The sequence below is a fragment of the Streptomyces sp. NPDC020362 genome, from assembly GCF_040642095.1.
Lineage (GTDB): Bacteria > Actinomycetota > Actinomycetes > Streptomycetales > Streptomycetaceae > Streptomyces.
In genome coordinates this window covers 75,584-98,401 of the sequence record NZ_JBFAET010000013.1, presented here as the reverse complement: position 1 = coordinate 98,401, position 22,818 = coordinate 75,584, and the positions used below count along the sequence as shown (strand labels likewise).

Below are 22,818 nucleotides of genomic sequence, written 5' to 3'. Positions count from 1 at the left end.
CCCGCGGGGGGGGGCCCCCCCCCCCTCGGGCGCCCCCCCCGCCCCTCGCGCGCGTCCGCGCCTCCCCCGGGGCAGAATGCCGGTGTGAACGCCGACAGCAGCACGGCCCCGCCGCTGCCCCCGCAAGCCGTCCCGTACCCGGCTCCGTCCGCCTCGGTGGGGCGGCGGCTCGCCGTCCCGGCCGGGCTGATCGCGGCCGTCGCCGGGGCCTTCGCCTACGTCGGCACCGTCGATCCCAACGAGCCCGGCCACTACCCGGTGTGCCCCCTGTACCGGTTCACCGGCCTGTACTGCCCGGGCTGCGGTGGACTGCGCAGCGCGCACGCCTTCGTGCACGGAGACTTCCTCGCCGCCCTGCAGGACAACGCGGCGGGCGTGGCCGCCTACCTGGGCTTCGCCGTGCTGTGGAGCGTCTGGGTGGTCCGCGCGGTGCGGGGCAGACCGATGCGGTTCGAGCCGGGGCCGGCACAACTGTGGGCCGTCGGCGCGCTGCTGCTGGTCTTCACGGTGGTCCGGAACCTGCCGTTCGGCGGCTGGCTGCATCCCTGATCGTCCACGGAATGTCCAGGTAATGGGACCGAAATGGAGCGGATGCAGGGCCTTCGTGCAGCTCCGGATACCATCGTAGTGACCAAGGGTTTTCAAAGCCCGGAGGAACAACCGTCTGAAAGGGGGCCGCTCGCGTGAGCGTGCTCGACGAGATCATCGACGGAGTCCGTGCCGACCTCGCGGAGCGGCAGGCACGCGTCAGCCTCGACGAGCTCAAGGAGCGTGCGGCGAAGGCCCCCGCCGCCAAGGACGGGGTGGCCGCGCTCAAGGGCGACGGGGTCAAGGTGATCTGCGAGGTCAAGCGCTCCAGCCCCTCCAAGGGCGCGCTGGCCGCGATCGCCGACCCGGCCGGGCTCGCCGCGGACTACGAGGCCGGCGGCGCCGCCGTCATCTCCGTGCTCACCGAACAGCGCCGCTTCGGCGGCTCGCTGGCGGACCTTGAGGCCGTCCGTGCGCGCGTGGACATCCCGGTGCTGCGCAAGGACTTCATCGTCACGTCGTACCAGCTGTGGGAGGCCCGGGCCTACGGGGCCGACCTCGCGCTGCTGATCGTCGCCGCCCTCGACCAGCCGGCCCTGGAGTCGCTGATCGAGCGTGCGGTGTCCATCGGACTCACCCCGCTCGTCGAGGTGCACGACGAGGAGGAGGTCGAGCGGGCCGTGGACGCGGGTGCGCGGATCATCGGCGTCAACGCGCGCAACCTCAAGACGCTGGAGGTCGACCGCGGCACCTTCGAGCGGATCGCGCCCGAGATCCCCGAAAGCATCGTGAAGGTCGCGGAGTCCGGTGTGCGCGGACCGCACGACCTGATCGCCTACGCGAACGCGGGTGCGGACGCGGTCCTGGTCGGCGAATCCCTCGTCACCGGGCGCGACCCGAAGGCCGCCGTCTCCGACCTGGTCGCCGCGGGCGAGCACCCCGCGCTGCGGCACGGCCGGGGCTGACCCGCCGATAGGCTGGCCTGCGATGATGCTTCCGATCACCCCGGCGACGCGGGATCCCTATGCCCGCCTCGCCCGCGGCTGCCGGCCCCGAGGCTGCCGTGCCCCCGCACGACGGGTGCACGGGCGGCGGGTCCGCTATGTGATCGGTGACGAGCCCGGTCAGGTGAACGGCATGCGATGGCGCTGCAACGCGCGCGTGTCACCCTCGGTGAGCTGAACCGCCCCGGCCTGTGATCGCCGGTTGCCCGTGAGGAGCGACGGCAACACGTGGGGCCCGGACCGACCGGCACCGCCGGGAGGGCCACGGCCGCCCCGGCACCCGCCGACTCCGCCGTCGGAGCCGACCACCGTTTCGACGGGCGGCTCGCGACTGCCGGAGACGGAGAACCCCGAACGCCCCGAACGGGCCCACGCCCCACGCCACTTCACGAGACCCGTGGTCGCGGCGCGGCTCCTCGTTCGGCGGGATCCCTGGATTGCGGCCGCGGATTCCCGTTCGGCGGGGTGCCTGGCACACGGTCCTGGTTTCCCCGTTCGCGGGATCTCCGGGCTCGCGGCCTCGGTCCCTCGCTCGGCGGGATTCCCGGCTCGTGGTCGTGGTTCCTGGTCCGGTGGGGTTCCTGGCTCGCAGCTGTGGTCTCCCGTTCGGTGGGGTTCCTGGCTCGCAGCCGTGGTCTCCCGTTCGGTGGGGTGCCCGGCTTGCAGCTGGGGTTCCTCGCTCGGTGAGGTGCCCGGCCCGCGGTCGTGGTTTCCCCGTTCGGCGGGGTCGCCCGGCTCGCAGTCGTGGTTCCCGTTCGGCGAGGCCCTGCCCGCAGGGCCAGGGCCTCCGTGCCGGGAGGGCCATGTCCCGCCCCTGCCGACGGCAAGGGCGGGCGGGTGGGAAAGGCACTGTGAGGGCAGCACGCGCCTGTCGTATGTACCCCAAGTCCTTCAACCGGGGCCCAGCCCCTGCGAGGTATCCGTATGCCCAGCGAGTTCTTCATCCCCGACCCCACCGGTCAGGTGCCCAGCACCGAGGGCTACTTCGGCGCGTTCGGCGGAAAGTTCATCCCGGAGGCCCTCGTCGCCGCCGTGGACGAGGTCGCCGTCGAGTACGACAAGGCGAAGGCCGACCCCGAGTTCGCCCGTGAGCTCGACGACCTGCTCATGAACTACACCGGCCGGCCCAGCGCCCTCACCGAGGTGCCGAGGTTCGCCGAACACGCCGGCGGCGCCCGCGTCTTCCTCAAGCGGGAAGACCTCAACCACACCGGCTCCCACAAGATCAACAACGTCCTCGGCCAGGCCCTGCTCACCAGGCGCATGGGCAAGACCCGCGTCATCGCGGAGACCGGCGCCGGCCAGCACGGCGTCGCCACCGCCACCGCCTGCGCCCTCTTCGGCCTCGACTGCACCATCTACATGGGCGAGGTCGACACCCAGCGCCAGGCCCTGAACGTGGCCCGCATGCGCATGCTCGGCGCCGAGGTGGTCGCCGTGAAGTCCGGCAGCCGCACGCTCAAGGACGCCATCAACGAGGCGTTCCGGGACTGGGTGGCGAACGTCGACCACACCCACTACCTGTTCGGTACGGTCGCCGGCCCGCACCCCTTCCCGGCCATGGTCCGCGACTTCCACCGGGTCATCGGCGTCGAGGCGCGACGGCAGCTCCTGGAGCGCGCCGGGCGGCTTCCCGACGCCGCCGTCGCCTGCGTGGGCGGCGGCTCCAACGCCATCGGCCTCTTCCACGCCTTCATCCCCGACGAAGGCGTCCGCCTGATCGGCTGCGAACCGGCGGGCCACGGAGTGGAGACCGGCGAGCACGCGGCCACCCTGACCGCGGGCGAGCCCGGCATCCTGCACGGCTCCCGCTCCTACGTCCTGCAGGACGAGGAGGGCCAGATCACCGAGCCGTACTCCATCTCGGCCGGCCTGGACTACCCCGGCATCGGTCCGGAGCACTCCTATCTCAAGGACAGCGGCCGCGCCGAGTACCGCGCGGTCACCGACGACGCCGCCATGCAGGCCCTGCGCCTGCTGTCGCGCACCGAGGGCATCATCCCGGCCATCGAGAGCGCCCACGCCCTCGCCGGTGCCCTGGAGGTCGGCAAGGAACTGGGCAAGGACGGGTTGATCGTGATCAACCTGTCCGGCCGCGGCGACAAGGACATGGACACCGCCGCCCGCTACTTCGGCCTCTACGACACCGACGCCGAGGTGGCCGCCAACGCAGCCGACACCGCCGAGATCGAGGGGGACGCCAAGTGAACGGCGCTGCATTCATTGGTGGAAAGGGCCGGCTGCTGAGCGACACCCTCGCCGGCACGAAGGCCGAGGGGCGCTCCGCCCTCATCGCCTACCTCCCGGCCGGGTTCCCGACCGTGGACGGCGGCATCGAGGCGATCAAGGCCGCCTTCGACGGCGGCGCCGACATCGTCGAGGTCGGCCTGCCGCACAGCGACCCGGTGCTCGACGGCCCGGTCATCCAGACCGCCGACGACATCGCCCTGCGAGGCGGTGTGAAGATCGCCGACGTCATGCGCACGGTCCGCGAGGCCCACGCGGCCACCGGCAAGCCGGTGCTCGTCATGACGTACTGGAACCCCATCGACCGCTACGGCGTCGAGCGCTTCACCGCCGAGCTGGCCGAGGCCGGCGGAGCGGGCTGCATCCTGCCCGACCTGCCGGTCCAGGAGTCGGCGCTGTGGCGGGAGCACGCCGAGAAGCACGGTCTCGCGACCGTCTTCGTCGTCGCGCCCAGCAGCAAGCACGAGCGGCTCGCCCAGATCACCGCGGCGGGCAGCGGTTTCGTCTACGCGGCCTCGCTGATGGGCGTCACCGGCACCCGCGCGTCCGTCGGGGCGCAGGCCCAGGACCTGGTCGAACGCACCCGGGCCACGGGCACCCCGCTGCCGGTCTGCGTCGGGCTGGGCGTCTCCAACGCGGCCCAGGCCGCCGAGGTCGCGGGCTTCGCCGACGGTGTCATCGTCGGCTCGGCGTTCGTGAAGCGGATGCTGGACGCCCCGGACCACGCCTCCGGCCTCGAAGCGGTGCGCGGGCTCGCCGGGGAGCTGGCGAAGGGTGTTCGCGGAAAGGCGTAACCGACCGTAGTTGCACGCTCTTCTTTCGTAGTGTTTCGTGACTGTCCGTAGTTGTTCGCAACGGAAGATTCGGTCACTCGAACGAGTGGACCTCGGGCCGGGGAGGCGCGCTGCGCCTCCCCGGTTCGTTCTGGGGGTGTGAGCGAGAAGAACCGTGACGGAAAGCGCACCGCCCGGGAGCGGCTGGCGGTCGAGCGCGACAAGCAGAAGGCCGCGGACAAGCGACGGCGCACGCTGATCGTGGGCGCGAGCGTCGTCTGCGTCCTTGGCCTCGCGGCGGTGATCGGCGTGATCGCCGCGAACGCGGGCAAGGACAAGGGCGGCAGTGCGGGCCCCGTCGTGGCGCCCTCCGGAGCGCAGGGCAAGGACAGCCTCGCGATCCCGGTCGGCAAGGACGGCGCCAGGGCGACGCTCACCATCTGGGAGGACTTCCGCTGTCCGGCCTGCCAGGCCTTCGAGACGGCGTACCGGTCCACGCTCCACGAGCTGGAGGACGGGGGCAAGCTCAGAATCGAGTACCACCTGGTCCGGCTGATCGACGGCAACCTCGGCGGCACCGGCTCGCTGCGCGCGGCCAACGCCGCCGCCTGCGCCCAGGACGCCGGAAAGTTCCGCGATTTCCACGACGTGCTGTACGCGAACCAGCCCAAGGAGACCGACGACGCCTTCGCGGACAACGACAAGCTGATCCAGCTGGCCGGCAAGGTGAACGGCCTCGACACCCCCGCGTTCCGCAAGTGCGTCAATGACGGCGCCCACGACAACTGGGTGAACAAGTCGCAGAAGGCCTTCCAGTCCGGCGGCTTCACCGGCACGCCCACCGTCCTGTTCAACGGCAAGAACATCTACCAGGACCAGACGCTGACCCCGGCGAAGCTGAAGCAGCTGGTGGAGCAGGCCAACCAGGGGTAAGCGTTTCTCACGTCCCCGTTATGTACCCGTTGCCGGGCTGCTTGCCGCCCTCCCGGCCCGGCACGGTAGCGTCGACCTTGCCATGAACCTTGCCTACATTCCCAGCCCGTCGCACGGGGTGCTCTACCTCGGGCCCATTCCGCTGCGCGGTTACGCCTTCTGCATCATCATCGGCGTCTTCGTCGCCGTCTGGCTCGGCAACAAACGCTGGATCGCCCGGGGCGGGCGGACCGGCACGGTCGCCGACATCGCGGTCTGGGCCGTCCCCTTCGGCCTCGTCGGAGGCCGGCTCTACCACGTGATCACGGACTACGAGCTGTATTTCAGCGAGGGCCGTGACTGGGTGGACGCCTTCAAGGTGTGGGAGGGCGGCCTCGGAATCTGGGGCGCCATCGCCCTGGGCGCGCTCGGCGCGTGGATCGGTGCGCGGCGCCGGGGCATCCCGATGCCCGCCTACGCCGACGCCGTCGCGCCCGGCATCGCCTTCGCGCAGGCCATCGGCCGCTGGGGCAACTGGTTCAACCAGGAGCTGTACGGGCGCGAGACGCATGTGCCCTGGGCGCTGCACATCACCTCCTCCGAGGGCGGCCGGGTGCCGGGCTACTACCACCCGACGTTCCTGTACGAGTCGCTGTGGTGCATCGGCGTCGGCTTCCTGGTCATCTGGGCCGACCGTCGCTTCAAGCTGGGTCATGGCCGGGCGTTCGCCCTGTACGTCGCCGCGTACTGCGTGGGCCGCGGCTGGATCGAGTACATGCGGGTCGACGACGCCCACCACATCCTGGGCCTCCGCCTCAACGACTGGACCGCGCTGATCGTTTTCCTGCTGGCGGTGACGTACATCGTGGTGTCGTCGAAGAAGCGCCCGGGCCGGGAAGCAGTCGTCGAACCGGGTGTCTCCGACGGTCCGGCCGAGGACCGGACCGAGGCCGACGCGAAGACCGAAGCCGGCGGGGCGACGGACGCCGACGGGGCGACGGAGTCAGGCGGGGCGACGGAGGCCGACGGGAAGGCCGCGGTGGAGGAGAACGCCGGGGACAAGGCCGAGGCCGAGCCAGAGGCCGTGGAGGCGGAGGACGAGGCGGAGTCGGCGAAGAAGAGCTGACCGCCGCGCCGTACGACACCGAGGGCGCCAGGACCACGCGGCGACAGCCGCACATGGACAGGTCCGGGCGCCCTCGGTGCGTGTCCGGGGCATGGGGTGCCGACCGCGGCGAGTCCGCCACCGCCGGCCACTGCCGGCCACCGCCGGTCGTGGTGGCGGGCCGCCGCTGCGGGTGGGCAGAGGCAGGCGCTGAACCCGCGAGGTCGGCGAGGTCATTCTCTGTGTGTCGGCGACGTCATTCTCCGCGGCCGGCGAGGTCACTCTCTGCGAGCCAGCGACAAGGTCCGCCGGGCCGTCGCCACCACCGCGGCGTCGATGAAGCGACCGTCGGGGAGCGCCTGGGCGCCCTCGTTCGCCGCCGCTGCCTTGATGATCGTTTCCGCTTCCTCGATCTCCGCGGACGTGGGGAGGTACGCCTGCTGGATCACCGGGAGCTGGCGCGGGTGGATCGCCGCGCGGCCCAGGAAGCCGAGGGCGCGGCCGTGGGCGCAGGAGGCGGCGAGGCCGTCCAGGTCACGGATGTCGGGGTGGACGGACTGGGGCGGCGGGGCGAGGCCCGCCGCACGGGCGGCGACGACCACCCGGGAACGGGGCCAGTCGAGGCCCGCGTCGGCCCGGACGCCCAGGTCGGCCCGCAGATCGGCCTCGCCGAGGGAGACACCGCGCAGGGACGGGTGGGCGGTGGCGATCGCGTACGCGTGCTCGATGCCGAGGGCCGATTCCAGGAGGGCGTACAGGGGCAGCGGTGTGGCCACGGCGACCTGCCTGATCTGGTCCGCGCAGGTCACCTTCGGCAGCCGTAGCCCGGACACCCCCGGCAGTGCGGCCAGTGCCGTGAGGTCCGCGCACGCCCAGGGCCCGTCCAGTGCGTTGACGCGGACGTGGACCGGGACCGGCTGCGGCTCACGCAGGCGTTCGGCGGTGGCCGTCCGGGCGTACTCCTTGCGGTCGGGGGCGACCGCGTCCTCCAGGTCGATCACCACCACGTCGGCGCTCGCGGCCAGCGCCTTGGTCACCACCGGCGGCCGGTCGCCGGGGACGTAGAGCCAGGTGAGCGGGAACGGCGTCATACGGCGCCCTCCGCGCGCAGGGCCCGCAGACGGGCCGGGGTGAGGCCCAGCTCGGTGAGCACCGCGTCGGTGTCGGCGCCGTGCGGGCGCCCGGCCCAGCGGATCGCGCCGGGTGTGGCGGACAGCCGGAAGAGGACGTTCTGCATGCGCACCGGGCCCAGCTCCGGGTCGTCGACGGTGGTGACCGTGTCCAGGGCCTGGTACTGGGGGTCGGCCATGACGTCCCGGACGTCCTGGACCGGGGCCACCGCAGCCTCCGCCCGCTCGAAGGCCGCGAGGACCTCGGCGCGGGTGCGGGCCGCGATCCAGGAGCCCACCGCCTCGTCCAGCACGTCGGCGTGCGCGGCACGCTCCGTGCCCGTGGCGAACCACGGTTCCTCGATCAGCTCCGCACGGCCCACCAGCCGCAGCACCCGTTCCGCCACCGACTGCGCTGAGGTCGAGACGGCGACCCAGCGTCCGTCGGCGGTGCGATAGGTGTTGCGCGGGGCGTTGTTGGCGGACCGGTTGCCGGTGCGTTCCTGGACGTGTCCGAGCTGGTCGTACCAGGTGGGCTGGGGGCCGAGGACGGCGAGGATCGGCTCGATGATCGCCATGTCCACGACCTGCCCCGTGCCGGTCCGGTCACGGGCCGCCAGGGCCGTCAGCACGGCGTACGCGGTCGCCAGGCCCGCGACGGAGTCCGCGAGCCCGAAGGGCGGGAGCGTCGGCGGCGCGTCCGGTTCGCCGGTGAGCGCCGCGAAACCGCTCATCGCCTCGGCGAGCGTGCCGAAGCCGGGCCGGTGGGCATACGGGCCGAACTGGCCGAAGGCCGTGACCCGGGCCAGGACCAGCCGCGGGTTGGCGGCGGACAGCTCCGCCCAGCCCAGCTCCCACTTCTCCAGGGTGCCGGGGCGGAAGTTCTCGATCACCACGTCGGCGGTCTCCGCGAGGCGGAGCAGCACCGCGCGGCCGCCGGGCTTGGACAGGTCGACGGTGATGGCGCGCTTGTTGCGGCCGAGCACCTTCCACCACAGTCCGACGCCGTGCTTCGCCGGGCCGTGGCCCCGGGACGGGTCGGGCCGCTCCGGATGCTCCACCTTGATCACCTCGGCGCCGAAGTCACCGAGCAGGGTGGCGGCGATGGGGCCGGCGAAGAGGGTCGCCAGGTCGAGGACCCGCAGGCCGTCGAGGGCCCTGATCCCCGGGTGCGCACGCGCGGTCGTCCGCGATGGTGCCGTCGTGGGCGTCGTGGGCGTCGTGGGCGTCGTGGGCGTCGTCGTGCTCGCGCTCGTGCTCGCGCTCGTGCTCATGCGGTGTACTGCGCATCGATCTCCGAGCGGTACGGCATCGACGCCGACGCTCCCTCCCGCTGCACGGACAGGGCCGCGGCGGCGGCCGCCCAGGACAGGGCCTCCCGCACCGGCTTCTCCTCGGCGAGGGCCACCGCGAGCGCGCCGACGAAGGTGTCGCCCGCGCCGGTGGAGTCCAGGGCCTTCACCCGGGGCGCGGGCACCACCAGGCGCTCGGCGCCCCGGGCCAGGTACAGGCTGCCGGTCGCGCCGAGCGTGACGACGACCTCCGGGACCAGCTCCAGCAGGACGGCGGCCGCCTCGCCCGGGTCGGTGCGGCCGGTGAGGGTGACCGCCTCGTACTCGTTCGGGACCAACAGGTCGATGGCGGCGAGGAGTTCGGGCGGGAGCGGCTGGGCGGGGGCCGGGGTGAGGACCGTACGCACACCGTGCCGACGGGCGGCCTGCGCGCCCGCGACGACCGCGGCCAGCGGGATCTCCAGCTGGAGCAGCAGGGCGTCCGCGGAGGCGATCAGTCCCTCGTCGCCGGGGGAGAGGTGGTCGACGGTGCCGTTGGCGCCGGGGATCACGACGATGGAGTTGCCGCCCTCGTCGTCCACCACGATGTGCGCGGTGCCGGACGGACCCTCGACCGTGCGCAGGAAGTCGGTGTCCACGCCGGAGTGTTCGAGGGTGTCGCGCAGGCGCAGGCCGAAGGCGTCGTTGCCGACGGCGCCGATCACCGAGACCGTGGCGCCGGCGTGGGCCGCGGCGATCGCCTGGTTGGCGCCCTTGCCGCCGGGGATCGTACGGAACTCCCGGCCCGTCACGGTCTCGCCGCGCTGTGGGGCCTTGGTGACGTAGGTGACGAGGTCCATGTTCGTGCTGCCGAGGACGGCGATGTGGGTCATGGGCGGATCGCCTCCAGGTGGGTGAGGTGGGCGAGGGTGTCGAAGCCGGTGCCGTCGAAGTCGGCGACAGTGGTGGCGAGGCGGTTCTTCAGCGGGGCCCGCCAGCGGTCCGGGAGCGCGCGCGGGGTGCCGGCGAGGAGGCCGGAGATGCTGCCCGCGGTCGCACCGTTGGAGTCGGTGTCCCAGCCTCCCGACACCGCACGGCAGACGGAGCCGGTGAAGTCGCCGTCCGCGTGCGTGAGGGCGGCGACGACCAGGGCGGTGTTGGGCAGGGCGTGGACCCAGTGGTGGGTGGGGGAGTGGGCGGCGTGGAGTTCGTCCACGACGTCGTCGAAGTCCCGGTGCCTCGTGGCCACTCGCAGAGCGTGGTCGATCGCCTTCGCCAGGCGGGAGCGGGGCGGGACCACGGTGCGGCCGGTGCGCAGGCAGGCGTGGACGTCCTGGCTGCCCGTGGCCGCCTCGGCTAGGACGGCGGCCGTGAACATCGCCGCGTAGACGCCGTTGGCGGTGTGGGTGAGGACCGCGTCGCGGTGGGCCTGCTCGGCGGCGGCCGCCGGGTCGCCCGGGTTGGTCCAGCCGTGGATGTCGGCGCGGATCAGGGCGCCGATCCATTCCCGGAACGGGTTGCGGTGGCGGGCGGTGTGCGGGGGTTCGATGCCGGTGAGGAGGTTGCGGAAGGCGACGCGTTCGGCGGTGAAGGTGCGGCCGGGCGGGAGTTCCTCCAGCCAGAGCCTCGCCACGTCGGCGGTGGTGAAGGTCCTTCCGTGGCGCTGCAGCAGGAGGAGGTTGAGGAGGGGGTAGTTGAGGTCGTCGTCCTCGGGCATGCCGTCGATGTTCTCGGCGAGGGAGGACGGGGCCGAGCGGCGGTTCCAGGGGTAGCGGGCGAGGAGGTCCTCGGGGACACCCCGTGCCGTGAACCACGTGGACAGGGGCCAGTTGCCGGTGGACCGCGCAAGAGCGCGGATGCCGTCCAGCGGGAGCTTCTCCACGGGCTTGCCGAGCAGACAGCCGATGGCCCGGCCCAGCCAGGCCGCTTCGAGGGCGAGCGGGGCGGGCGCCGGGCGGGGGGCGCCCGGAGGCTCGGGCCAGTCGGGGCACAGCGCCCTGATCCCCGCCAGGTCCGTCGGCTCCTCCTCGGCCAGCGCGCTGGGCAGGTCGGCGAGTTCGTCCAGCAGGTCCTCCGCCAGCAGGCGCAGATAGCGGGACGCCCGTGCCGGTGAGGCGCCGGCGCGGTCCGGGGCGTCCGGACCTCCGGCCGCGCGCCACCGGGCCTCGATCCTCGACGGCTGACGGCCGTCCAGACGGGCCTGGCGGAGTTCGTGACCCAGCAGGTCCTCCGGCTGGACCCAGGTCAGTCGGAGCATGGCGTGCCTCCGAGCGCCGCGAAGGCCTGCTCGTGTGCGCGCCGGCGGTGTACGTCCCGTTCGAAGACCTCGCGCGTGACCTCCGTCAGCGTGCGGGCCGGTTCCCACAGGTCGAGACGGCTCGCCTCCGCCACCGTCTTCGCCCAGTCCTCGGGCACCGGCGAGCCCAGGGCGCCCGCGAGGGCACCGGCCATGGTGGCGATCGAGTCGCAGTCCCGGCCGTAGTTGACCGAACCCAGGACCGCCTGGCGGAAGTCGCCGCCGGTCAGCAGCACCATGCCCAGGGCGACGGGGAGTTCCTCGATGGAGTGCAGACGGGAAGGGCGGCGGGCGCCGAGGGAGGGAGCGCGGTAGTCGGGGCCGACCGTGTCGTACGGGGCCACCGCCGCGCGCAGCCGGGCCGGGGCCGACTCCAAGTCCCTGCAGCCGCGGGCCGCTTCGCAGACCTTCTCGATCGCCGTGCGCGTGCCGTCCCGCGCCAGGGACAGACAGGCGGTCACGACCGAGTGAGGGGTCGCGCCCGGTGCGCAGGCGGCGGCGACGGCCGCGGCGAAGACCCCGGCCGCCTCCCTGCCGTACGACGACTGGTGCGCGCCCGCGACGTCCAGCGCCTCGGCGTACGCGGCGGCCGGGTTGGCCGCGTTGACCAGGCCGACGGGGGCCATGTACATCGCCGCGCCGCAGTTGACGATGTTGCCGACGCCCGCTTCCCGCGGATCCACGTGACCGTAGGCCAGCCGCGCCACGAGCCACTTCTCGGCGAGGAACAGGCGCTGCAGCGGCAGCGCCTCGGCCTCCAGCTCCGGGATCCAGCGCGGGGTGGTCATCAGGTCCGGCACCAGGTGGTCGGCGACGGCGTACGCGTCCAGGTGGTCGCGGACGCGGTCGTAGACCCGCACCAGCGCGTGGGTCATCAAGGTGTCGTCGGTGACGTGGCCGTCGCCCTTGTGGTATGGGGCGATGGGGCGGGCGGTGCGCCAGGCGTCGCCGTGCCAAGGGCCGACGATCCCGTGGACCCGGCCGCCGTGACGGTCGGCGATCTGCTCGGGGGAGTAACCCTCGACGGGGCCGCCGAGCGCGTCGCCGACGGCGGCTCCGACCAGGGACCCGGTGATCCGTCCGTCGAGACCGTTCAGACCCGCTCCGCTGCTTTCTTCTCCTATGGGCGTCATGCCCCGAATCATCCTCCTGGTCGGGCCCGTTGTGCGGCTTCCAGGAGTCCGGCGAGTTCCACCAGGTCGGTGCCGGTGAGGCGGGGCAGGGCGCAGCCGGACAGGGTGCGGCAGGCGTCCCGCCAGGAGGTCGGTACGGCCGCGCCGCCGCCCAGGGCGCCGGTGAGGGCGCCCGCGAGCGCGGGGGCCGAGTCGGCGACCCGGGACAGACAGGCGGCGGCGGGGACGGCCTCGGCGATACGGCCCCGCGCTGCCGTGACCAGGGCGAGGGCGACGGGGACGGTCTCGGCGGCGGCGATGCCGTAGCTGTAGACGTGGTCGACGATCTGGTGTTCCAGGGGCGGGACGAGGGCGAAGGCCGACTCGCCCTCCTCGGCCAGGGCGAGGGCGTGGCGGGTGTTGCGGCCGATCTCCGTCCGTGCGGGGAGTTCGGCGAGAGCGGCCGCCACACAGGTGTCCGGGTCGGCTCCGGTGAGGGCGAGCGCGAGGGCCGCCGCCATCGCCCGGGCGCCGTGCACGCCGTCGCCGTCCTGGGTGTAGCGGGCGTCGAACTCGGCGAGGTCGGCGGCGCGCCCGGGGTCGCCGGGGTGGGCCACGGCGAGGACGCAGGCGCGTACGCAGGCCGCGTCGTCGAAGTAGTGCGGGTTGTCGTGGCCGGTGGCGGGTGGGCGCAGCCCGGCGGCGAGGTTGCCGAGGCCGGCCCGGACGGAGATGCGGGCGCGCAGGGGGAGGACCGCGGACTCGATCTCGGGGGCGCGGTCGGCCGCCGCGGCGACCTCCGCGGCCACGGCGGTCCATGTGAGGTCGATGGCGGTGCGCATACGGCGGTCCCGGCTCAGGTCGCCGAGTACGTCGTCGTCGCCGGCCCGCAGGACCGCCTCCGCGGCGAACGCCGCCCACTCGGCGTCGTCGGAGGGGCCCAGGCGGAGGGGCTCGGGGGGCTGGTTGAGCGCGATCGGTACGGGGAGGGTGGTGGTGGCGTTGGTCTCGGCGAACGTGTCCAGTTCGCGGGTGAGCCTGCGCGTCCACTCGGGCATGCGGGCGGCTCGGTGCCGGGCGGCGGGCCAGCCGGCGGCGTCGCCCGCGGCGAGGCCGAGGAGGAGGCCTTCGATACGACGCGTCATGAGAGGGGCTCGCTGTCCGGATGCCCGGAGTTCCCCGCACCCACCAGGGGACTCCGCCCCCTGGCCCCCCGCCCCTCCACCCACCCACCACCGGACTCGCCCGCTTGAGGGGCGGAAGCGGAGGGGGCCGGTGCCTCGGTCGGGTGAGGGGCGGGAGCGGAGGGGGCCGGTGCCTCGGTCGGGTGAGGGGCGGATGTGAGGGGGGCGGGCGTCTCGGTCTGGTGAGGGGCCGATGCGAGGAGGACGGGTGCTTCGGTCGGGCGGGAGGCAGGGCCGAGGGCAGCGGGCGCCCCGGTCGGTTGTGGGGTGGGAGGGGGTGGTGGGGTGCGCTCGGCAGGCTGGGAGGTGGGTGAGTCGGGTGAGTCGGGTGAGTCGGATGTGGTCGGCTCGGTCGGCCGGGAGGCGGGTCCGAGGAGGGCGGGCGGCTCGGCCGGTTGAGGGGCGGGTGTGAACGGGGCGGGTGTTGCGGTCGGGTGGGCGGCGGGTCCGAGGGCGGCGGGCGGCTCGGTCGATTGAAGAGTGGGCGTGAAAGGGGCGGGCGTCTCGGTCGGTTGCGAGGTGGGCTCGGGGACGGGGGGTCGCTCGGTCGGCCGGGAGGCGGGGCCGAGGAGGGCGGTCGGTGCGGCCGGTTGAGGGGCGGGTGCGAACGGGGCGGGTGCTGCGGTCGGGTGGGAGGCGGGGCCCGGGACGGCGGGTGGCTCGGTCGGGTGGGGGGTGGGCAGCAGCCCCTCCGGCAGGAACCCCGGCACCACCACGCCCGCCCCCCACTTGCCGCCCTCCTCCGGCACCAGCAGTTCCGCCACGTCCAGGATGTGGTGGCCGGCCATGGACGGCAGGCAGCGGCCCCGGGCCGGGCCGATGGCCGAGGCCCATTCCGGCGGGATGGACGCAAGGCCCTGCGTCGCGCCGGACAGGGCGCCGGCCACCGCCGCCGTCGTGTCCGCGTCGCGGCCCATGTTCACCGCCGTGAGGACCGCCTCCCGGAAGTCGCCGTCGGCCGCTGCGTACGCGCCGAAGGCTAGGGCGACCGCCTCGGGTGCCAGGTCGGTCCACGGGTAGCCGCCGATCACCACCGCGGAGCGCACCGCGCGTTCGCCGCGGTGGGCCACGGTCACCGCACGGCGCAGCGAGCGGGCCGTCCAGGAGTCGTCGGGGACGACGGCGAGGGCCGAGGCGATCACCAGCGCGGGCGAGGCGCCCGCCATCGCGGCCGCCACTCCCGCCGCGACCGCCTGGCCGCCGTAGATGCCCTCGCCCTCGTGGCTGACCGAGCCGTCGATCGCCACCAGCCGCGCCGCTTCGGCGGGGCGGCCCGCCGCGAAGACGCCGAAGGGCGCCGCCCGCATCGCCAGGCCGTCGCTCCAGGCGTGGCGGTGCTGCGCGGAGATGGGGGCCGCAAGGCCCCGGCGCAGGTTCTCCAACGTGCCGCGCTCACTGAAGCCCGCGCCGCGGAAGGGGCCCTCGGCCCGGTCGGCGATCCATTCGTGCCAGGCGGCCTCGACATGGGCGGGGGTGAGCGCCGAGCCGTGCCGGGCCAGCAGCAGACCCGAGAAGATCGCGTACTCGGTGTCGTCCGTGCCGCACGGCCGCTCGGTGACGTATCCCGTGATGCGGCCCCAGCGGGCGTGGATCTCGGAGGGCCTGAGGTTCTCCGCGGGTGCCCCGAGCGCATCGCCGACGGCCAGGCCGAGCAGTGCGCCGCGGGCCCGTTCACGGGGTCCGGCGTCGCCCCCGGGCGCCGCGAGCGGGGGAGTGCAGGCAATCGATGCCATGGGCGGCCTCTCCTTCGGGCAGGGGCCTGGGAGCCCCTTTGCGGATGTGTCCCACGGACTCGGACCGCGCGAGCCTCTGTGGGGTCCGCATCACCCGCTCGGCATGTGAGCGGTACTAATCACTAATGAGCGCCCAACGGTAAACCCGCAGGTTAGCCGAGCCTTTCCTTGCTGGCGCCGGGGAAATTATGGGCGTAGATTCTGTGATGTCGAAAAGTAGAACTCGTCCAAAGTTAGCTTTGGCTAAGCTTCCTGGGGGACCCCGCATGGCCATCATCGAAACCGAGGCCGCGCTGCACGAGGCGCACCGTGACAACCACACGCACCGCGACGTCAACGGCGGCTGGCTGCGCCCCGCCGTCTTCGGTGCGATGGACGGCCTGGTCTCCAACCTCGCCCTGATGACCGGAGTGGCCGGCGGATCCGTCAGTCACCAGACGATCGTCATCACCGGGCTCGCGGGGCTCGCCGCCGGTGCCTTCTCCATGGCGGCCGGCGAGTACACCTCGGTCGCCTCCCAGCGTGAACTCGTCGAGGCCGAACTCGACGTCGAGCGGCGCGAACTGCGCAAGCACCCGCAGGACGAGGAGGACGAGCTCGCCGCACTCTATGTGGCCCGCGGGGTCGAGCCGGAACTGGCCCGCGAGGTCGCCCGGCAGCTGTCCAGGGACCCTGAGCAGGCACTGGAGATCCACGCCCGCGAAGAGCTGGGCATCGACCCCGGTGATCTGCCCTCGCCACTGGTCGCCGCCGTGTCCTCGTTCGGGTCGTTCGCGCTCGGCGCCCTGCTGCCCCTCCTGCCCTATCTGCTGGGTGCGGCCGTCCTCTGGCCGGCCGTGCTCCTCGCACTCGCCGGGCTCTTCGGCTGCGGTGCGGTCGTGGCCAAGGTGACGGCGCGCACCTGGTGGTACAGCGGGCTCAGGCAGCTCGCGCTGGGCGGGGCGGCGGCCGGTGTGACGTACGCCCTGGGCAGCCTGTTCGGAACGGCCGTAGGATAGCGCGACGGCTACTTATGCGTTAGGCCGCATAAGCAGCCGTTACTCGCTGGTTTCGAATGCTTAACCACCGGGCATGAGCCGTAAGCGCTGTGGGCAATGACGCCTGCGGTGCATCGCGGGATGAGCGAAGCCGCTCCCCCGCCCCCCTTCGGGCCGTCGGACGCCGATCTGATCGATCTTGTCCCGTTCGGTCCCCCCAACTTTCCGCCACCCGTGTGCGGCACCGCCGTGACCCCGCGGCGCCTGTCGTCACCCGTATGGCGTCCGCATGTTGGAACGCAGTATCCGGTTCCCGGGAATGACTCCATCATGTAATCTCAACGAAATTTCGCCACATCGCAGAGGGCCAACGTCGTCCCTCGGCACCTGCCACATGCCACATGACGACGACGGGAGAGCCGATGCGTACGCCGCGCCAGCCGTCCCAGCATTCCGAGAATGGCCAGAACTGGTCGTTCATGGATGCTCGCCCTGCTGCACAGGGTATGTACGACCCCCGCAACGAGCACGACGCCTGTGGCGTCGGCTTCGTGGCCACCCTCACCGGCGAGGCGAGCCACGCGCTGGTCGAGCAGGCGCTCACGGTTCTGCGCAACCTGGAGCACCGCGGCGCCACCGGCTCCGAGCCGGACTCCGGCGACGGAGCAGGCATCCTCTCCCAGGTGCCGGACGCCTTCTTCCGTGAGGTGGCCGCATTCGAACTCCCCGCGGCGGGCTCGTACGCCGTCGGTATCGCCTTCCTCCCGGAGGACGGGACCCAGGACGCCGTCTCGAAGATCGAGACGATCGCGTCCGAGGAGGGTCTGACCGTCCTCGGCTGGCGCGAGGTCCCCGTCGCCCCGGAGCTGCTGGGCGCGACCGCCCGCTCCACCATGCCGGTCTTCCGCCAGATCTTTGTCGCCGACGGCGCCAGCGAGGGCATCGCGCTGGACCGCAAGGCCTTCGTGCTGCGCAAGCGCGCCGAGCGCGAGGCAGGCGTCTACTTCCCGTCGCTCTCCGCCCGCACGATCGTCTACAAGGGCATGCTGACCACCGGCCAGCTGGAGCCCTTCTTCCCGGACCTGTCCGACCGCCGCTTCGGCTCGGCCATCGCGCTCGTCCACTCGCGCTTCTCCACGAACACCTTCCCGTCGTGGCCGCTCGCGCACCCCTACCGCTTCGTCGCGCACAACGGTGAGATCAACACCGTCAAGGGCAACCGCAACTGGATGCGCGCCCGCGAGTCCCAGCTGGTCTCCGACCTCTTCGGCGACCGGAACCTGGAGCGGATCTTCCCGGTGTGCACGCCGGACGCCTCCGACTCGGCGTCCTTCGACGAGGTGCTCGAACTCCTGCACCTCGGCGGCCGCTCGCTGCCGCACTCCGTGCTGATGATGATCCCGGAGGCGTGGGAGAACCACGACTCCATGGACCCGGCCCGGCGCGCCTTCTACGGCTACCACTCCACGATGATGGAGCCCTGGGACGGCCCCGCCTGCGTCACCTTCACCGACGGCACCCAGGTCGGCGCAGTCCTCGACCGCAACGGTCTGCGCCCCGGCCGCTACTGGGTCACCGACGAGGGCCTGGTCGTCCTCGGCTCCGAGGTCGGCGTCCTCGACATCGACCCGGCCCGGGTCGTGCGCAAGGGTCGTCTGCAGCCCGGCAAGATGTTCCTCGTCGACACCGCCGAGCACCGCATCGTCGAGGACGACGAGATCAAGGCGGCCCTCGCCGCCGAGCAGCCCTACGCGGAGTGGCTGGAGACCGGCGAGATCGAGCTGGGCGACCTGCCCGAGCGCGAGCACATCGTCCACACCCACGCCTCGGTCACCCGCCGCCAGCAGACCTTCGGCTACACCGAGGAGGAGCTGCGCGTCATCGTCGCGCCGATGGCCAAGGCCGGCGCCGAGCCGATCGGTTCCATGGGCACCGACTCGCCGATCGCGGCCCTCTCCGAGCGCCCGCGACTGCTCTTCGACTACTTCACCCAGCTGTTCGCGCAGGTCACCAACCCGCCGCTGGACGCGATCCGCGAGGAGCTGGTCACCTCGCTGCGCTCCTCGCTCGGTCCGGAGGGCAACCTGCTGGAGCCGACCGCGGCGTCCTGCCGCAGCGTGACCCTGCCCTTCCCGGTCATCGACAACGACGAGCTGGCGAAGCTCATCCACATCAACGCCGACGGCGACATGCCCGGCTTCAAGGCCGCGACCCTGGCGGGCCTGTACCGGGTCTCCGGTGGCGGCAACTCCCTCGCCGCGCGCATCGAGGAGATCTGCGCCGAGGCCGACGCGGCCATCGAGAACGGCGCCCGCCTGATCGTCCTCTCGGACCGCCACTCCGACGCCGAGCACGCGCCGATCCCCTCGCTGCTGCTCACCGCGGCCGTCCACCACCACCTCATCCGCACCAAGCAGCGCACCCACGTGGGCCTGCTGGTCGAGGCCGGTGACGTCCGCGAGGTCCACCACGTCGCCCTGCTCATCGGCTACGGCGCCGCCGCCGTCAACCCGTACCTGGCGATGGAGTCCGTCGAGGACCTGGTCCGCGCGGGCACCTTCCTCTCGGACATCGAGCCCGAGAAGGCCATCCGCAACCTGATCTACGCCCTCGGCAAGGGCGTCCTGAAGGTCATGTCCAAGATGGGCATCTCCACCGTCGCCTCCTACCGTGGCGCCCAGGTCTTCGAGGCCGTCGGTCTCGACGACGCCTTCGTGGAGAAGTACTTCAACGGCACGGCCACCAAGATCGGCGGCGTCGGCATCGACGTCATCGCCAAGGAGGTCGCCGCCCGCCACGCCAAGGCGTACCCGGCCTCCGGCATCGCTCCCGCGCACCGCGCGCTGGAGATCGGCGGCGAGTACCAGTGGCGCCGCGAGGGCGAGCCGCACCTGTTCGACCCGGACACGGTCTTCCGCCTCCAGCACTCCACGCGCACCGGCCGCTACGACATCTTCAAGAAGTACACCGAGCGGGTGAACGAGCAGTCCGAGCGGCTGATGACGCTGCGCGGCCTGTTCGGCTTCGAGTCCGGCCGTCAGCCGATCTCCATCGACGAGGTCGAGCCGGCGAGCGAGATCGTCAAGCGCTTCTCCACCGGCGCCATGTCGTACGGCTCCATCTCCAAGGAGGCGCACGAGACCCTCGCCATCGCCATGAACCAGCTGGGCGGCAAGTCCAACACCGGTGAGGGCGGCGAGGACCCGGAGCGTCTGTACGACCCCGCGCGGCGCAGCGCCATCAAGCAGGTCGCCTCCGGCCGCTTCGGCGTGACCTCGGAGTACCTGGTCAACGCCGACGACATCCAGATCAAGATGGCCCAGGGCGCCAAGCCCGGCGAGGGCGGTCAGCTGCCCGGCCACAAGGTCTACCCGTGGGTCGCCAAGACGCGTCACTCGACGCCGGGCGTGGGCCTCATCTCCCCGCCGCCGCACCACGACATCTACTCCATCGAGGACCTGGCTCAGCTGATCCACGACCTCAAGAACGCGAACCCGCAGGCGCGGATTCACGTCAAGCTGGTCTCCGAGGTCGGCGTCGGCACGGTCGCCGCGGGTGTCTCCAAGGCGCACGCCGACGTGGTCCTGATCTCCGGTCACGACGGCGGTACGGGTGCCTCCCCGCTGACCTCCCTGAAGCACGCGGGCGGCCCCTGGGAACTGGGCCTGGCCGAGACCCAGCAGACGCTGCTGCTCAACGGCCTGCGCGACCGGATCGTGGTGCAGACCGACGGCCAGCTCAAGACCGGCCGTGACGTGGTCATCGCCGCGCTGCTCGGCGCCGAGGAGTTCGGTTTCGCGACCGCGCCGCTCGTCGTCTCCGGCTGCGTCATGATGCGTGTCTGCCACCTGGACACCTGCCCGGTCGGCATCGCCACCCAGAACCCGGTCCTGCGCGACCGCTTCGCCGGCAAGGCCGAGTACGTGGTGAACTTCTTCCGGTTCATCGCCGAGGAGGTCCGCGAGCTGCTGGCCGAGCTGGGCTTCCGCTCCATCGAGGAGGCCGTCGGCCACGCCGAGGTCCTCGACGTGGCGCGGGCCGTGGACCACTGGAAGGCGCAGGGCCTGGACCTGGAGCCGCTCTTCCACGTGCCCGAGCTGTCCGAGGGCGCGGTGCGCCACCGGATCGTCGCCCAGGACCACGGCCTGGAGAAGGCCCTGGACAACGAGCTGATCAAGCTCGCCGCGGACGCGCTGGCCGCCTCCGAGGCCACCGAGGCACAGCCGGTGCGCGCCCAGGTCGCCATCCGCAACATCAACCGCACGGTCGGCACCATGCTGGGCCACGAGGTGACGAAGAAGTTCGGTGGCGCGGGCCTGCCCGAGGACACCGTCGACATCACCTTCACCGGTTCGGCCGGCCAGTCCTTCGGGGCCTTCCTGCCGCGCGGCGTCACGCTGCGCCTGGAGGGCGACGCCAACGACTACGTCGGCAAGGGCCTGTCCGGCGGCCGGATCGTCGTCCGCCCGGACCGCGCGGCCGACCACCTCGCCGAGTACTCGACCATCGCGGGCAACACCATCGCCTACGGCGCCACCGGCGGCGAGCTGTTCCTGCGCGGCCGGACCGGCGAGCGGTTCTGCGTCCGCAACTCCGGCGCGCTGGTCGTCTCCGAGGGCGTGGGCGACCACGGCTGCGAGTACATGACCGGCGGTCGCGCGGTGGTCCTCGGCGAGACGGGCCGCAACTTCGCGGCCGGCATGTCCGGCGGTATCGCCTACGTCATCGACCTCGACCGCGACAACGTCAACGTCGGCAACGCCGAGTCGGTCGAGGCGCTGGACGACACGGACCGGCAGTGGCTGCACGACGTGGTGCGCCGCCACGCCGAGGAGACCGGTTCGACGGTCGCCGAGAAGCTGCTCGCCGACTGGGACACGGCCGTGCAGCGGTTCAGCAAGATCATCCCCAGCACCTACAAGGCAGTGCTCGCCGCCAAGGACGCCGCCGAGCGAGCGGGTCTCACCGAGACCGAGATCACCGAGAAGATGATGGAGGCGGCGATCAATGGCTGACCCGAAGGGCTTCCTGAACCACGGCCGTGAGGTCGCCACGTCCCGCCCCGTCGCCGAGCGGGTCAAGGACTGGAACGAGGTCTACGTCCCCGGCTCCCTGCTGCCGATCATCAGCAAGCAGGCCAGCCGCTGCATGGACTGCGGCATCCCGTTCTGCCACAACGGCTGTCCGCTGGGGAACCTGATCCCCGAGTGGAACGACTACGCCTACCGCGAGGACTGGGCGGCCGCCCAGGAGCGGCTGCACGCGACCAACAACTTCCCGGAGTTCACCGGTCGCCTCTGCCCGGCCCCCTGCGAGTCGGCGTGTGTGCTCGGTATCAACCAGGCGCCGGTCACCATCAAGAACGTCGAGGTCTCGATCATCGACAAGGCGTGGGAGACCGGGGACGTCGCCCCGCAGATCCCCGAGCGCCTGTCCGGCAAGACGGTCGCGGTCATCGGCTCGGGCCCGGCGGGCCTGGCCGCCGCCCAGCAGCTGACCCGGGCCGGCCACACGGTCGCCGTCTACGAGCGCGCCGACCGCGTCGGCGGCCTGCTCCGCTACGGCATCCCCGAGTTCAAGATGGAGAAGCGGCACATCAACCGCCGTATCGAGCAGATGCGCGCGGAGGGCACCCGCTTCCGCACCGGCATCGAGATCGGCCGCGACCTCAAGGCGACGGACCTGAAGAAGCGGTACGACGCCGTGGTCCTGGCCGTCGGCGCGACGACCGCCCGCGACCTGCCGGTGCCCGGCCGCGAACTCAAGGGCATCTACCAGGCGATGGAGTTCCTGCCGCTGGCCAACAAGGTCCAGGAGGGCGACTACGTCACCACCCCGATCTCGGCCGAGGGCAAGCACGTCGTCGTCATCGGCGGCGGCGACACCGGCGCCGACTGCGTGGGCACCGCCCACCGTCAGGGCGCTGCCTCCGTCACGCAGCTGGAGATCATGCCCCGTCCCAACGACGAGCGGCACGCGACCGGCCAGCCCTGGCCGACCTTCCCGATCCTCTACAAGGTCACCTCGGCCCACGAGGAGGGCGGCGAGCGCATCTACTCGGCGTCCACGACCCACTTCGAGGGCGACGAGGACGGCAACGTCCAGTGGCTGCACCTGGCCGAGGTCGAGTTCGTCGACGGCAAGCTGACCCAGAAGCCGGGCACCGAGCGGAAGATCCCGGCCCAGCTGGTCACCCTCGCCATGGGCTTCACCGGCACCGACCGGGAGAACGGCCTGGTCGAGCAGTTCGGCCTGGAGCTGGACGAGCGCGGTAACATCGCCCGCGACGCCGACTTCCAGACCAACGTGCCGGGTGTGTTCGTCGCCGGTGACGCCGGCCGCGGACAGTCCCTGATCGTGTGGGCGATCGCGGAGGGCCGCTCGGCCGCCCGCGGTGTCGACCGCCGCCTGAGCGGAGCCAGCGACCTGCCGGCACCGATCCGCCCGACGGACCGCGCGCTGGCGGTCTGACGGGTCACCCACAGACGTCCCGTACAAAGGCGTACGGAACACAGACGGCGCCTGCCCACCAAGTCCCCGACCGGACGGATGGGCAGGCGCCGTTGC

At 72.4% G+C, this 22,818-nt stretch carries 16 protein-coding genes; 9 read left to right on the top strand and 7 right to left on the bottom strand.

Going from position 1 to position 22,818, the window contains the following annotated elements; genetic code table 11:
* Positions 1 to 114 precede the first annotated feature (114 nt).
* The 6 genes from AB0H32_RS08695 to lgt all read left to right on the top strand — a co-directional run bounded on the left by AB0H32_RS08695 (position 115) and on the right by lgt (position 6,590).
* Positions 115 to 549 carry a DUF2752 domain-containing protein gene (locus tag AB0H32_RS08695; protein WP_361116361.1) on the top strand — a complete coding sequence of 145 codons (435 nt, stop codon included), beginning with the start codon at positions 115 to 117 and terminating at the stop codon, positions 547 to 549.
* 134 nt (positions 550 to 683) lie between these two features.
* On the top strand, positions 684 to 1,493 hold the full coding sequence (gene trpC, locus AB0H32_RS08690; RefSeq protein WP_361116335.1) for an indole-3-glycerol phosphate synthase TrpC: 810 nt from the start codon (positions 684 to 686) through the stop codon (positions 1,491 to 1,493).
* Positions 1,494 to 2,456: 963 nt separating this feature from the next.
* Positions 2,457 to 3,740, top strand: a complete 1,284-nt coding sequence (gene trpB / locus AB0H32_RS08685; protein WP_361116332.1) for a tryptophan synthase subunit beta — start codon at positions 2,457 to 2,459, stop codon at positions 3,738 to 3,740.
* A gap of 14 nt (positions 3,741 to 3,754) precedes the next feature.
* A complete protein-coding gene (trpA, locus tag AB0H32_RS08680) occupies positions 3,755 to 4,573 on the top strand; it encodes a tryptophan synthase subunit alpha (protein WP_361116358.1) in 819 nt (272 codons plus the stop codon).
* A gap of 138 nt (positions 4,574 to 4,711) precedes the next feature.
* Positions 4,712 to 5,485 carry a thioredoxin domain-containing protein gene (locus AB0H32_RS08675; protein ID WP_361116329.1) on the top strand — a complete coding sequence of 258 codons (774 nt, stop codon included), beginning with the start codon at positions 4,712 to 4,714 and terminating at the stop codon, positions 5,483 to 5,485.
* 82 nt (positions 5,486 to 5,567) lie between these two features.
* Complete coding sequence (gene lgt / locus AB0H32_RS08670; protein ID WP_361116326.1) at positions 5,568 to 6,590, top strand: prolipoprotein diacylglyceryl transferase; 1,023 nt, start codon at positions 5,568 to 5,570, stop codon at positions 6,588 to 6,590.
* 257 nt (positions 6,591 to 6,847) lie between these two features.
* Here lgt and AB0H32_RS08665 read toward each other — a convergent pair whose 3' ends face one another.
* Genes AB0H32_RS08665 through AB0H32_RS08635 form a run of 7 tightly spaced genes read right to left on the bottom strand, consistent with a single transcriptional unit; the run spans position 6,848 to position 15,274 of the window.
* A complete protein-coding gene (locus AB0H32_RS08665) occupies positions 6,848 to 7,660 on the bottom strand; it encodes a CoA ester lyase (RefSeq protein ID WP_361116323.1) in 813 nt (270 codons plus the stop codon).
* Positions 7,657 to 8,952, bottom strand: a complete 1,296-nt coding sequence (locus AB0H32_RS08660) for a CoA transferase (protein WP_361116320.1) — start codon at positions 8,950 to 8,952, stop codon at positions 7,657 to 7,659. Before AB0H32_RS08660 ends, AB0H32_RS08665 begins: the two co-directional genes overlap by 4 nt.
* Entirely contained in the window at positions 8,949 to 9,842 is an 894-nt protein-coding gene (rbsK, locus tag AB0H32_RS08655; RefSeq protein WP_361116318.1) for a ribokinase, read from the bottom strand. Before rbsK ends, AB0H32_RS08660 begins: the two co-directional genes overlap by 4 nt.
* Entirely contained in the window at positions 9,839 to 11,206 is a 1,368-nt protein-coding gene (locus AB0H32_RS08650; protein WP_361116315.1) for an ADP-ribosylglycohydrolase family protein, read from the bottom strand. The genes rbsK and AB0H32_RS08650 overlap by 4 nt, the downstream gene beginning before the upstream one ends.
* Complete coding sequence (locus AB0H32_RS08645; protein WP_361116312.1) at positions 11,194 to 12,378, bottom strand: ADP-ribosylglycohydrolase family protein; 1,185 nt, start codon at positions 12,376 to 12,378, stop codon at positions 11,194 to 11,196. The genes AB0H32_RS08650 and AB0H32_RS08645 overlap by 13 nt, the downstream gene beginning before the upstream one ends.
* Positions 12,379 to 12,386: 8 nt before the next feature.
* The gene (locus AB0H32_RS08640; protein WP_361116309.1) at positions 12,387 to 13,586 is read right to left on the bottom strand and encodes an ADP-ribosylglycohydrolase family protein; all 1,200 of its coding nucleotides are present in this window, start codon (positions 13,584 to 13,586) and stop codon (positions 12,387 to 12,389) included.
* Positions 13,499 to 15,274: an ADP-ribosylglycohydrolase family protein gene (locus AB0H32_RS08635; RefSeq protein WP_361116306.1), complete on the bottom strand. Its 1,776-nt coding sequence runs from the start codon at positions 15,272 to 15,274 to the stop codon at positions 13,499 to 13,501. The genes AB0H32_RS08640 and AB0H32_RS08635 overlap by 88 nt, the downstream gene beginning before the upstream one ends.
* Positions 15,275 to 15,540: 266 nt before the next feature.
* Between AB0H32_RS08635 and AB0H32_RS08630 the strand changes: the two genes are divergently transcribed.
* The 3 genes from AB0H32_RS08630 to AB0H32_RS08620 all read left to right on the top strand — a co-directional run bounded on the left by AB0H32_RS08630 (position 15,541) and on the right by AB0H32_RS08620 (position 22,722).
* Positions 15,541 to 16,272: a VIT1/CCC1 transporter family protein gene (locus AB0H32_RS08630; RefSeq protein ID WP_361116303.1), complete on the top strand. Its 732-nt coding sequence runs from the start codon at positions 15,541 to 15,543 to the stop codon at positions 16,270 to 16,272.
* Positions 16,273 to 16,673: 401 nt separating this feature from the next.
* Entirely contained in the window at positions 16,674 to 21,266 is a 4,593-nt protein-coding gene (gltB, locus tag AB0H32_RS08625; RefSeq protein ID WP_361116355.1) for a glutamate synthase large subunit, read from the top strand.
* Positions 21,259 to 22,722 (top strand): glutamate synthase subunit beta, encoded by a 1,464-nt coding sequence (locus AB0H32_RS08620; RefSeq protein ID WP_361116300.1) that lies wholly within the window; start codon positions 21,259 to 21,261, stop codon positions 22,720 to 22,722. The genes gltB and AB0H32_RS08620 overlap by 8 nt, the downstream gene beginning before the upstream one ends.
* The last annotated feature ends 96 nt before the right edge of the window (positions 22,723 to 22,818 follow it).